The sequence below is a fragment of the Methylobacterium sp. 275MFSha3.1 genome, assembly GCF_900108435.1.
Taxonomy (GTDB): Bacteria; Pseudomonadota; Alphaproteobacteria; order Rhizobiales; family Beijerinckiaceae; genus Methylobacterium.
Window position 1 is genome coordinate 33,259 of the sequence record NZ_FNWP01000033.1, and the last position, 10,496, is coordinate 43,754.

13 protein-coding genes are annotated in these 10,496 nt (G+C 71.0%); 11 read left to right on the forward strand and 2 right to left on the reverse strand.

Translation table 11 applies throughout. The annotated features are described in order from the left end of the window. Window positions 1-72: 72 nt before the first annotated feature. The 9 genes from BLW78_RS27455 (at window position 73) to BLW78_RS27495 (ending at window position 7,842) form a co-directional block, all read left to right on the forward strand. The gene (locus BLW78_RS27455) at window positions 73-822 is read left to right on the forward strand and encodes a maleate cis-trans isomerase family protein (RefSeq protein ID WP_244527079.1); all 750 of its coding nucleotides are present in this window, start codon (window positions 73-75) and stop codon (window positions 820-822) included. Next, window positions 819-1,919, forward strand: coding sequence for an ABC transporter ATP-binding protein (locus BLW78_RS27460; protein ID WP_091683287.1), 1,101 nt, complete (start codon window positions 819-821; stop codon window positions 1,917-1,919). Before BLW78_RS27455 ends, BLW78_RS27460 begins: the two co-directional genes overlap by 4 nt. 37 nt (window positions 1,920-1,956) lie before the next feature. Then, a complete protein-coding gene (locus BLW78_RS27465; protein ID WP_091683288.1) occupies window positions 1,957-3,000 on the forward strand; it encodes an ABC transporter substrate-binding protein in 1,044 nt (347 codons plus the stop codon). Window positions 3,001-3,041: 41 nt separating this feature from the next. Next, window positions 3,042-3,899 carry an ABC transporter permease gene (locus BLW78_RS27470; RefSeq protein ID WP_170855264.1) on the forward strand — a complete coding sequence of 286 codons (858 nt, stop codon included), beginning with the start codon at window positions 3,042-3,044 and terminating at the stop codon, window positions 3,897-3,899. Window positions 3,900-3,917: 18 nt separating this feature from the next. Then, window positions 3,918-4,736, forward strand: a complete 819-nt coding sequence (locus BLW78_RS27475) for an ABC transporter permease (RefSeq protein WP_091683290.1) — start codon at window positions 3,918-3,920, stop codon at window positions 4,734-4,736. A gap of 18 nt (window positions 4,737-4,754) precedes the next feature. After that, a complete protein-coding gene (locus tag BLW78_RS27480) occupies window positions 4,755-5,507 on the forward strand; it encodes an aspartate/glutamate racemase family protein (protein WP_091683291.1) in 753 nt (250 codons plus the stop codon). Beyond that, entirely contained in the window at window positions 5,504-6,937 is a 1,434-nt protein-coding gene (locus BLW78_RS27485; RefSeq protein WP_091683292.1) for an amidase, read from the forward strand. The genes BLW78_RS27480 and BLW78_RS27485 overlap by 4 nt, the downstream gene beginning before the upstream one ends. Further along, window positions 6,934-7,266 carry a hydroxyisourate hydrolase gene (locus tag BLW78_RS27490; protein ID WP_091683293.1) on the forward strand — a complete coding sequence of 111 codons (333 nt, stop codon included), beginning with the start codon at window positions 6,934-6,936 and terminating at the stop codon, window positions 7,264-7,266. Before BLW78_RS27485 ends, BLW78_RS27490 begins: the two co-directional genes overlap by 4 nt. Before the next feature lie 129 nt (window positions 7,267-7,395). Then, window positions 7,396-7,842: a hypothetical protein gene (locus BLW78_RS27495; protein ID WP_091683294.1), complete on the forward strand. Its 447-nt coding sequence runs from the start codon at window positions 7,396-7,398 to the stop codon at window positions 7,840-7,842. Here the strand turns inward: BLW78_RS27495 and BLW78_RS27500 are convergent. Further along, the gene (locus BLW78_RS27500; RefSeq protein ID WP_091683299.1) at window positions 7,827-8,159 is read right to left on the reverse strand and encodes a hypothetical protein; all 333 of its coding nucleotides are present in this window, start codon (window positions 8,157-8,159) and stop codon (window positions 7,827-7,829) included. The two genes, BLW78_RS27495 and BLW78_RS27500, sit on opposite strands and share 16 nt — an antisense overlap. A gap of 63 nt (window positions 8,160-8,222) precedes the next feature. Between BLW78_RS27500 and BLW78_RS27505 the strand changes: the two genes are divergently transcribed. Both BLW78_RS27505 and BLW78_RS31115 read left to right on the forward strand, forming a co-directional pair. Then, window positions 8,223-8,567 carry a hypothetical protein gene (locus BLW78_RS27505; RefSeq protein WP_091683295.1) on the forward strand — a complete coding sequence of 115 codons (345 nt, stop codon included), beginning with the start codon at window positions 8,223-8,225 and terminating at the stop codon, window positions 8,565-8,567. A 373-nt stretch (window positions 8,568-8,940) separates the two neighbouring features. Further along, on the forward strand, window positions 8,941-9,282 hold the full coding sequence (locus BLW78_RS31115) for a hypothetical protein (RefSeq protein ID WP_139307762.1): 342 nt from the start codon (window positions 8,941-8,943) through the stop codon (window positions 9,280-9,282). Between the two features lie 341 nt (window positions 9,283-9,623). Here BLW78_RS31115 and BLW78_RS27510 read toward each other — a convergent pair. After that, window positions 9,624-10,496, reverse strand: an 873-nt coding sequence (locus BLW78_RS27510) for a mannose-1-phosphate guanylyltransferase/mannose-6-phosphate isomerase (protein ID WP_091683296.1), incomplete at its 5' end; no start/stop codon positions are given.

Genomic DNA, 10,496 nt, shown 5'->3' on the forward strand with positions numbered 1-10,496 from the left:
ATGCAGCATGCAGAAAATGCCTTGTCGCCCGCCCGGCCCTGTCGGATGTTCGGTGCATCGGGGGTGGATGCGATGGAACGACCGAACCGCACGACGCGTCTGGGCATGCTGACGCCCTCGTCGAACAGCGTCCTCGAGCCGGCGACTGCCCATCTGCTGGCCGGGTTCGCGGGCGTGAGCGCCCATTTCGCCCGCTTCCGCGTGACGGAGATCGGCCTGTCGCCGGCGGCCCTGGACCAGTTCGACCCCGAGCCGATCCTGGCGGCGGCCGACCTGCTCGCCGATGCCCGGGTCGCCGCGATCCTGTGGAACGGCACCTCCGGCGCGTGGCTCGGCTTCGACGCGGACGAGCGCCTGAGCGCCGCGATCACCGACCGGACCGGATGCCCGGCCTCCACCGCCGCGCTCGCCTTCCGCGACCTGTTCCAGGCCCGGGGTTTCCGGCGGATCGGCCTCGTCACACCCTATACCGGCGACGTGCAGCGCCGGATCCAGGCCAACTGGGGCGCGGACGGTCTCGACTGCGACGCCGAGCGCCATCTCGGCCTGTCGGAGAACTTCGCCTTCGCGGAAGCCGGTCCGGAGGCCATCGCCGGCATGGTTCGCGCGGTAGCGTCCGAGGGCGTCGACGCGGTGGCGATCGTCTGCACGAACCTCGCGGGCGCCACGCTCGCCCCAGCCCTGGAGGCCGAACTCGGCGTGCCGGTGATCGATTCGGTGACTGTCACCCTGTGGAAGGGACTGGACCTCGCCGGCTGCCCGACCGCGCACCTCGCCGCGCACGGCCGCGCCTTCGCGGCGAGCGGGGAGGGCCGCCCGTGAGCGCCGGAGCCGGAACCACCCTGATCCTCGACGGGATCACCCAGCGCTACGGGTCGGCCCTCGCCGTCGACACCGTGACCCTCGACATCAGGGGCGGGGAACTCGTCGCGCTGCTCGGACCCTCGGGCTGCGGCAAGACCACCCTGCTGCGGGCGGTCGCAGGCTTCCTGAAGCCCACGGAGGGGCGCGTCATCATCGGCGGTCAGGCGGTCGACCACCTGCCGCCGAACCGGCGCACCGTCGGCATCGTGTTCCAGAACTACGCCCTGTTCCCCCACATGAGCGTCGCCGACAACGTCGCCTACGGCCTCGCGGCCCGGGGCGTCGGACGGGCCGAGCAGAGGGCGCGGGTGGCCGAGATGCTGGCGCTCGTGCGGTTGGAGCACCTCGCCGGGCGCTACCCGCGGGAGATGTCGGGCGGTCAGCAGCAGCGGGTGGCGCTGGCGCGGGCGCTCGCCGTGCGCCCCTCGATCCTGCTCCTCGACGAGCCGTTCGCGGCTCTCGACAAGAACCTGCGCCTCGACATGCAGATCGAGATCAAGCGCATCCAGCGCAGCGCCGGCACCACCACGCTGATCGTCACGCACGACCAGGAGGAGGCCCTGTCGATGGCCGACCGAGTCGCCGTGCTCAACGCCGGCCGCCTGGAGCAGTTCGCCCCCCCGACCGACGTCTACGACCGCCCCGAGACGCTGTTCGTCAACACCTTCGTGGGCACGGCCAACGTCCTGCACGGGCGGCTCGCGACGGAGCCGGGCGGTGCCCGCGCGGTAGCCCTGGAGGCGGGCGGCCTGCTCCCGGCCGTCACGTCGCTGCCGGACGGGACCCGGGTCGCCGCCTGCCTGCGGCCCGAGCACGTCGCCTTCGCGGAGGACGGGGCGGAAGGCAGGGCAGGGGACGGGCTCGACGGCGTGGTCGAGGTCGGCCTGCCGCTCGGCGCCACCCTGGTCCACGAGATCCGCCTCGACGGCGGCGCCCGCCTGAAGACGGCCGAGCCGCGCGCGGCGGGCGCCCGGCCGCGGCCGCCCGGCACCCGCGTGCGCCTGCGCCCGACAGCACCCGAGCGGGTCGGCGTCTTCCCCGATCCCCGACACTGAGGCCGAGCCGCCCGAAACCGAGCCTGGAGAACCGACCATGCCCCTGCACCGCCGCAGCCTCCTCGCCGGCGCCCTGACCCTCGGCGCCGCGCAGGCCTTCCCGGGCCTGTCCCGCGCGCAGGCGCGCAAGCTCGTCTTCGCCACCTTCACGGGCAGCTGGGAGGAGGCACACCGGGCCGTGCTGGTGCCGGCCTTCCGCAAGAGCTCGGGCGGCGACGTCATCCTCGACCCGATGCTCTCGGTCGACCAGATCGCCAAGGTCCAGGCGGCCCGCGCCAACCCGCCGATCGACGTGATGCTGCACGATCCGGGCCCCGCCCTCACGGCCATCGCCCAGGACCTCGTCGAGCCCTACCCGGTGGCCCAGTCGGCCCATTACGGCGACCTGATCGCCGACGCGCAGGAGCCGATGGGCCCGGCGCCGTTCTTCCAGATCGTCGGCCTGACCTACAACCCCGAGAAGGTGAAGACGCCGCCGACCTCCTGGGCCGACCTGTGGAAGCCCGAGTTCAAGGGTCGGGTCGGCATCACCAACCTGAACTCGACGCTGGGCACCGGCTTCCTCGTGGAGATCGCCCGGATGCACGGCGGCTCGGAGACCGACGTCGAGCCGGGGTTCAAGGCGTTGGAGGCGCTCAAGCCGAACCTCGCCGCCGTCGCGGCCAACCCGGGCGCCCTGGCGGCTCTCTACCAGCAGGAGCAGGTCGACATCGGGCCGGGCAATTTCAACGCGATCCAGATCCTGAAGGCCCGGGGCGTGCCGGTGGAGTTCGCCGCACCGAAGGAAGGCATCATCGCCTTCAAGACGACGATCCACATCGTCAAGAACACGCCGTCGAAGGAGCTGGCCTACAAGCTGATCGAGGCCGCGCTGTCGCCGGAGGTGCAGGCCAAGCTGATGCAGAGCCCCTACCTGATCGTGCCGACCAACCGGAAGGTCGCGATCGAGGGCGAGGTCGCGAAGGTCCTGGCCAGGGACGCGGACGAGCTGAAGCGCAAGTCGGTGTTCCAGGACTGGGCCGCGATCAACCGCGGCCGGCCGGCCTGGATCGAGCGCTTCAACCGCGAGATCCGGGTGTGAGCGCCAGCTCGGCCATTACGGCGGGCTCGGTCGCGGCGCCCCTGCGCCCGGGCCGCGCCTGGACGGCGGCCTACGACATCCGCCTCGCGCTGCCGCTCGGAGCGTTCTTCCTCGTCTTCTTCCTGGCGCCGCTGGCGCTGCTGCTGCTCGTGAGCTTCTACGCCGATCCGGCCATGACCCGGTTCGGCCTCGACCAGTACGCCCGGTTCCTGCTCGACCCGTTCTCGCTGCGGGTGCTCGGCGCGACCCTGTGGCTCGGCGTCGAGGTCACGGCGCTGACCCTCCTGCTCGGCCTGCCGCTGGCGCTAATCCTGACCTGGGCGCCCGGCCGGCTGCGCGGCCTGCTGACCCTGATCGTGCTGCTGCCGCTGCTCACGAGCGTGGTGGTGCGGACCTTCGCGTGGATCGTGATCCTGGGACGCCAGGGCATCGTCAACGCCGCGCTCCTCGGCCTCGGCCTCACCGACGCGCCCCTGAAGCTGCTCTACACCGAGGGCGGCCTCGTCCTGGCGCTGGCGCAGGTGCAGCTGCCGCTGATGGTCCTGCCGCTGGTCACCGCCCTGTCGCGGATCGACCCGAATCTCGCCGACGCCTCGGCGGCGCTCGGGGCGGGGGCGTGGCGCACCTTCCTCCGGGTGACGCTGCCGCTCTGCCTGCCCGGCATCGTGGCGGGCTGCCTGCTGACTTTCGCGGCGGCGATCACCGCCTTCATCACCCAGTCGCTGATCGGCGGCGGGCAGATGCTGTTCATGCCTATGTACCTGTACCAGCAGGCCTCCTCGCTCAACAATTGGCCGTTCGCGGCGGCGATCGCGATCGTCTTCCTCGTGGCGGTGCTCGCCTGCGTCACGCTCCTCAACCTCGCGGGCCGCCTGTCGGGCGGCCGCGCGAGCGCCTGAGGCCACCGGGAGGTCACCATGCGGACGAGCCTTCGGCGCGATCTCGACTGGTTCAGCTTCCACGGCGCGGTGCTGCTGCTGGCCGGTCTCTGCCTCGTCATGCTGGCGGCGCCGACCGTGATCGTCGTGGCGGTGTCGTTCACCAGCGGCTTCTCCCTGCGCTTCCCGCCGCCGGGCTACTCCCTGCGCTGGTACGCGGCGCTCGCGGAAGCCGAGCAGCTCCGGGCCGCCGCCTGGAACAGCCTCGTGGTGGCGGGCTGGACGACCCTGCTGTCGGTGGGGCTGGGCACCGCGGCGGCGCTCGCCATCGCGCGGTCGCGGCGGCTCTCCGCGCGGCTCCTCGACAGCCTGTTCCTGTCGCCGCTGGTCCTGCCGGCCCTGGCCTTCGGGCTCGCCGCCCTGATGCTGTTCAGCCTCGCCGGCATCCCGGTCTCGCCGGTGACCCTCGTGCTGGGCCATACCGTGGTCTGCGTGCCCTACGTGGTCCGCACCACCGTGGCAGCCCTTTCGCAGATGGACCCGGTGCTCCTCGAGAGCTCGACCTCGCTCGGCGCCTCGCGGCTCTACACGTTCCGCCGGGTGACCTTGCCGCTGATCCGGCCCGGGATCCTGGCGGGGGGCTTCATTGCCTTCATGGCGAGCTTCGACAACGTTCCGGTCTCGCTGTTCCTGCGCGACGCCGCCACCGACATGCTGCCGATCCGCATGTGGCAGGACCTGGAGGGCCGCCTCGACGTCACGGTGGCGGCGGCCTCCAGCCTGCTGATCCTCGTGACCGTGGTGCTCGCCGCCGTGATGGAGCGGGCCGCCGGCCTGTCCCGCCGGTTGGCGGGCTGACGCGCCCGGAGCCCTCGCATGCGCATCCTACTCCTCAATCCCAACACCTCGGCGGCGATGACCGCGCGCATGGCGCGGGCCGCCGAGGCGGCGCTCGCCCCCGACGCGCGGATCACCGCGCTCACCGCCAGGACGGGTCTGCCCTACATCGCCAGCCGGGCCGAGGCGCAGCTAGCCGGTGCGGCGGTGCTGGAGACGCTCGCCGCCCACCACGCCGGCCACGACGCCGCGGTGATCGCCGCCTACGGCGATCCCGGGCTGGTCGCCGCGCGGGAGCTGTTCGACCTGCCGGTGGTCGGCATGGCCGAGGCCGCGATGCTGACCGCCTGCCAGCTCGGGGCGCGGTTCGCGGTCGTCACCTTCGCGCCCGCCCTTCTGCCCTGGTACGAGGACGCGGTGGCCCTGGCCGGGCTGTCGGCGCGCTGCGCCGGCCTCCACGCGGTGCACCGGCCGTTCCAGGCCGTGACGGACGTGCAGGACGAGTTGCGGCCCGAGATCCTGGCCCTGGCCGAGCGGGCGGTGGGGGAGGGGGCCGACGTCGTGATCCTGGCCGGGGCGCCGCTCGCCGGCCTCGCCACGGTCCTGCGTGACGCGGTGCCGGTGCCGCTCGTCGACCCGCTGGCGGCCGCCCTCGGCCAGGCGCAGGCGCTGGTGCGGCTCGGGACGCGGCCGCCGCGGGCCGGCCGCTTCGCCCGGCCGCCCGCGAAGCCGGCCACGGGCCTCGCCGGGCCCCTCGCCCGCTGGATCGCCCATCGCGAGGAGGAGTCATGACCCGGATCGACGCGGACGGCCCGCTCTGGACCCTCTCGGCTGCCGCCCTCGGCCTCCGCTACGCCGCCGGGACTGCGAGCCCGGTCACGGCCGCCCGCGCCTGCCTGGAGCGGGCCGAGACCGTGAACCCCGCGCTCAACGCCCTCGTCGCCGTCGATCCCGAGGGCGCGGAGCGCGCCGCCGCGGCGAGCGCGGCGCGCTGGCGGGCGGGACGACCGCTCGGGCCCCTCGACGGCGTGCCGCTGACCGTCAAGGACAGCCTGAACGTCGCCGGGTTCGCGACCGGCTGGGGCAGCCGGCTCTACGCGGGGGAGGGGGAAGCGCGCGCGCTCGACCGTGACGAGACGCCGGTGGCGCGCCTGCGCGCGGCCGGGGCGGTGATCCTGGGCAAGACCAACGTCCCGGAGCTGACCGTCCAGGGCTACACCGGCAACCCGGTCCACGGGGTCACCCGGAACCCGTGGGATCCGGCACTGACGCCGGGAGGCTCCAGCGGCGGCGCCGTGGCGGCGGTGGCGGCCGGAATCGGGCCCCTGGCGGTCGGAACCGACGCGGGCGGCTCGATCCGCCGGCCCGCCTCGCATACCGGCCTCGTCGGCCTGAAGCCGACGGCCGGCCGGGTGCCGCGGACAGGGGGGCTGCCGCCGATCATGCTCGACCTCGAGGTGGTCGGGCCGATCGCGCGCACCGTCGAGGACCTCGCGGCGGCGATGCGGGTCCTCGGCGCGGCCGACCCCGGTTCCGTCGCGCCGCACGGCTTCGGCCCGTTCGGGAGCGCCGTCATGCCGGAGCGCCCGCTGCGGATCCTGCACGTCCCGGCCTTCGGGACGGCCCCGGTCGATCCGGAGATTGCCGATAGCGTCGCCGAGGCGGCCGGGCGCCTCGCCGGCCTCGGCCACCGGGTCGAGACCGGCCGCTTCGACGCGGCGACGGCCATCACGGAGGCGTGGCCGGTCCTCGGCCAGGCAGGCATCGCGTGGCTGATGCGCGCGCATCCCTGCCGGCTCGGCGATCTGGGTCCCGACATCCGCGCCCTGGCGGAGGCCGGGGCGACCCTGTCGGCGGCCGACCTGTTCGACGTGCAGCGGATGACCCTCGCGCTGCGCCGGGACCTCGCCGCCCTGTTCGCCGACCACGACCTGCTGATGACTCCTGCGGCGGCGGCGCTGCCCTGGCGGGCCGAGGACACCCATCCGCCGCGCATCGCCGGGGTGCCGGTGGGCCCCCGCGGCTCGGCGACCTTCACGGGCTTCGTCAACGCCGCGGGCTGCCCGGGGATCTCAATCCCCTGCCGCCCCTCGGGCGCCAGGCTTCCGATCGGGTTCCAGCTCGTCGCGCCCTGGGGCCGCGACGAGACCCTGGTGGCGATGGCGGCGGCCTACGAGTCGGCCCATCCCTGGCGGATGGTCTGGGAGGGCCAGGCCCCGTGACCGGCCTGTCGCTCCACGCCGTCGACGCCGCCACGGGCCGACCGGCCGAGGGGATGCGCGTGCGCGTCCTGCGGGCCGGGGCGAAGCGGCGGGTGCTCGCCGAAGGCCGCCTCGGGGCGGACGGGACCCTCGACCATCCGGTCGTGCGGACGCGGCTCGCCGCCGGCCTCTACGAGGTCGTGTTCGACATCAGCGACTTCGTCGGGGCCGCGGGGGAGGGGTTCCTGGAGGAGGCCGCGATCCGGTTCCGGCTCGACGACCCCGACCGCCACTGCCACCTGCCGCTGAAATTCACCGCCTTCGGCGTCGCGCTGTTCCGCGGCTGCTGAGCCGCACGCGCCGTCCTCGGACCCGGCCTGCGACGGCGCGGCCCGGCCGCAGCCCTCCCCCACGAGGTGACCGGAGCCTCCGGAGAGCCTAGACTCGCCCCCGATCGCGGCGCGCGCAGGAGGAAGCCGATGCGGGTTCAGGCGATGACGATCCCGGCTGCAGCCGGGCCCGCGACGCGCGGCGCCCCACGGGCGCGCCTGCTGCTCGTCGCGCTGACGACCCTCGCGCTTCCGCTGGCCTTCGTCGCGGCCGCGCAAGTCCCCGCGGCGCCCGTCGATCCCGACCTCGTGCGGGTGATCCGCTTCATGGCGCTGCTTAAGGGCGGCTTCGCCCTGGTGGCGCTGGCCGGCTGCTTCTGGCGTCTCGGCCGGCCCGCCGGGTGGCGGAGCGCCATCTACGTGGCCGGACCGCCGCTCATGGTGCTCGGGGCGGCCGGCTTGTGGTCCTTGCGCGATCCCGGGCTGGCGGCGCTCGGCCTGCATCTCGGCCTGTTCGCGGTCCTGGCGGCGGCGTTGACCGACCGCGAGGCCCTGCCCGACCGGCTCCGCGCCACGCGCCGTCAGATCGTCTCGTAGGCGAACAGGACCGAGATCAGCGTCAGGCCGATCAGCCCGATGACGAAGCAGATGTCGGCGCAGCGTTCCAGGGTGACCGAGAGATCGCCGCCGTCGTTCAGGCGGATCGACAGGTAGGACGCGATCGCACTGACCAGGAACAGGATCGCCGTCAGGGCAGCGGCCTCGTCGACGTGGCTCGGCCCGATCCAGCCCTCGGCGATCTTCACGAGGCCGATCAGCGTGGTGCAGACGCCGACCATCGTGCCGGCATTGGGGAGGATGTGGCGCGACAGGCTATCCTCGCTGGACCCGGTGGCCTTCCGCCTTTCGGCCATGCGCTTCCCGTACAGCTCCGTGTTCGCCAATAGCTCCCTATACCGTGCCCTTGGAGGTTCGTCATGAAGCGCCCGCTGACTACCAGCTTCTCCGCGCCGCCCCCGGAGCGGTCTCACCAGCCCGAACCGGCACTTGACGCCGCGTGCTGGCGAGACGTCGCTCCATTCGCTGCCGCCCTGATCGCCACGCTCGAAGCGATCGAAGCCGGGCCGAAGGCGGGACCGGCAATGCGGGCGCACCGCTCCGCCATGCGGCGGCAAGGCGAGGCGGTCGCGGCACTCGGGGGAGCCGAAGCCCTGAAAGCCCTCCTCCATCAGGTCGCGGAGGCCGACGCGGCACTGTCCGCGCAGCGCATCTCGATGATAAAGGAGGCCTGGGTCGGGCTGCGGCAAGATCTTCAACCGTAACGATCACGCAGCCGCTACAAAAAAATACCAAAATCACGTTACTCAGTTCCGCTCAGTTGGCGCTCTTATTGCGTATCAAGTATATAGTTTGGTTTCATAATATTTCGCAACAACATCGAAAAACGCATTTTATAATTTTGTCCTCTAAAAATCTGACCAATGGAGGCAATACAATTCGACCGACCGATAAGGATTTAACTCAAACTCGGCAGCAGCAACGTCCAATAGAAATTTCAGGCGCAAAACATAATATTAATTTGTTGACATGACTGGCTCACGTGAATAGAAACTCATCTCTATGATCCACCTCGATGGATTACGTCGTGGCTGCACCCTCTAAATGACGTGTCGACAAGTGCAATCGACTTAAGCCATGTTCATGCCCACGTATCAGCTGGAGCGGCAACCGATGGAGCACAGCGCAAAAGTCATCAAAATTGATAGAGTTCGGGCGGCCCGAGAGGCGCTGAAGGGGTCGTTTCCTATGGGCCCTACGCGCGATCGCCTTTTGATGTCACTGGAATGGGGCTACGAGGCGGTCGTATTTGAGGAACACGGCCTTGCTGTCGAATTTGCTACAGATCAGCCGATCCAATTTCTTCTACAGGCGCTCGGTGGAGGATGGAGCGCACGCCCTGACGAGGATCGGCCAGGTAGTTGGATTTTCCAACGTCATATTTCAGTAGAAGAGGCGCAGGCTATCATCATAGGTTGATCGGCTCCCGAAGCAGCGTGGCAGTTCCCCTGCCTGAGCATCCAGGCGCTTTCGACGACTGCTTTCTAAACACGAACTGCATCGTGGCCCGAACCTGCGCGCGACCCAACTGAGACTTGTCAGCGCGAAGGCTTCGGCTACCGGTCAGATGGCGTCGCTTGCGGCAATCGGAGCCTGTCTCTCGAACATATAAGCGCGGTCGCCCGTTTCTGAACCGATTCCGCTCGCTTCGGCAGAATGAATTCGCCGCACAGTTTGCAACTTATATTCCTTAACAGAAATTATTTGGTCAAACTGAGCCATCGATTAAGTTGAGGGGTTGCCTCTGCAATTCTCAATGATCAACGCCCGTAGATGTCCTCGACGCGGATGATGTCGTCCTCGCCGGTGTAGGAGCCGACCTGGACCTCGATCAGCTCCAGGGGGATCTTGCCGGGGTTGGCCAGCCGGTGCATCGAGCCGATCGGCAGGTAGACCGCCTCGTTCTCGTGGACAAGCACCACCCGCTCGTCGATCGTGACCTCGGCGGTGCCGCGCACCACCACCCAGTGCTCCGCCCGGTGGTAGTGCTTCTGCAGCGACAGCCGCCCGCCCGGCACCACCTGGATCCGCTTCACCTGGAAGCGCTCGCCGAGGTCGATGCGCTGGTACCAGCCCCAGGGCCGATACATCCGCAGGTGCGCGTCCGCCTCCGGGGCGCCCTGCGCCCGCAGGGCGCCGACCAGCTCCTTCACCTTGCCCGAATGCACCTTGGAGGCCACCAGCACCGCGTCGGGGGTTGAGACCACCACGACGTCCTCCAGGCCCACCACCGCCGTCAGGCCCTCGCCCTGGCTGTGCACGAGGCTGTTCTTGGTCCCGATCAGCGACACCCGGCCGCGCACGGCGTTGCCGGCCTCGTCGTGGTCCAGCACCTGCCAGACCGCGTCCCAGGTGCCGACATCCGACCACGCGAACGACACCGGCAGCACGCCGGCCCGGGCGGTCCGCTCCATCACCGCGTAGTCGATCGAGATCTTGGGCGCCTGGGCGAAGGCCGCCGCGTCGAGGCGCACGAAGTCGAGGTCGGTCACCGCCGCCTCCAGGGCCGCGCGCGCGGCCGCCAGCACCTCGGGGACGAACGCCTCCAGCTCGGCCAGCATCAGGTCGGCGCGGAACAGGAAGTAGCCCGAGTTCCACAGGGCGCCGTCGGTGATCAGCGCCTCGGCGCCGGC

Coding starts and splice junctions, on each gene's coding strand:
- BLW78_RS27455 (WP_244527079.1), top strand. CDS start 73: ATGGAACGACCGAACCGCACGACGCGTCTGGGCATGCTGACGCCCTCG.
- BLW78_RS27465 (WP_091683288.1), top strand. CDS start 1,957: ATGCCCCTGCACCGCCGCAGCCTCCTCGCCGGCGCCCTGACCCTCGGC.
- BLW78_RS27475 (WP_091683290.1), top strand. CDS start 3,918: ATGCGGACGAGCCTTCGGCGCGATCTCGACTGGTTCAGCTTCCACGGC.
- BLW78_RS27480 (WP_091683291.1), top strand. CDS start 4,755: ATGCGCATCCTACTCCTCAATCCCAACACCTCGGCGGCGATGACCGCG.
- BLW78_RS27485 (WP_091683292.1), top strand. CDS start 5,504: ATGACCCGGATCGACGCGGACGGCCCGCTCTGGACCCTCTCGGCTGCC.
- BLW78_RS27495 (WP_091683294.1), top strand. CDS start 7,396: ATGCGGGTTCAGGCGATGACGATCCCGGCTGCAGCCGGGCCCGCGACG.
- BLW78_RS27500 (WP_091683299.1), bottom strand. CDS start 8,159: ATGGCCGAAAGGCGGAAGGCCACCGGGTCCAGCGAGGATAGCCTGTCG.
- BLW78_RS27505 (WP_091683295.1), top strand. CDS start 8,223: ATGAAGCGCCCGCTGACTACCAGCTTCTCCGCGCCGCCCCCGGAGCGG.
- BLW78_RS31115 (WP_139307762.1), top strand. CDS start 8,941: ATGTTCATGCCCACGTATCAGCTGGAGCGGCAACCGATGGAGCACAGC.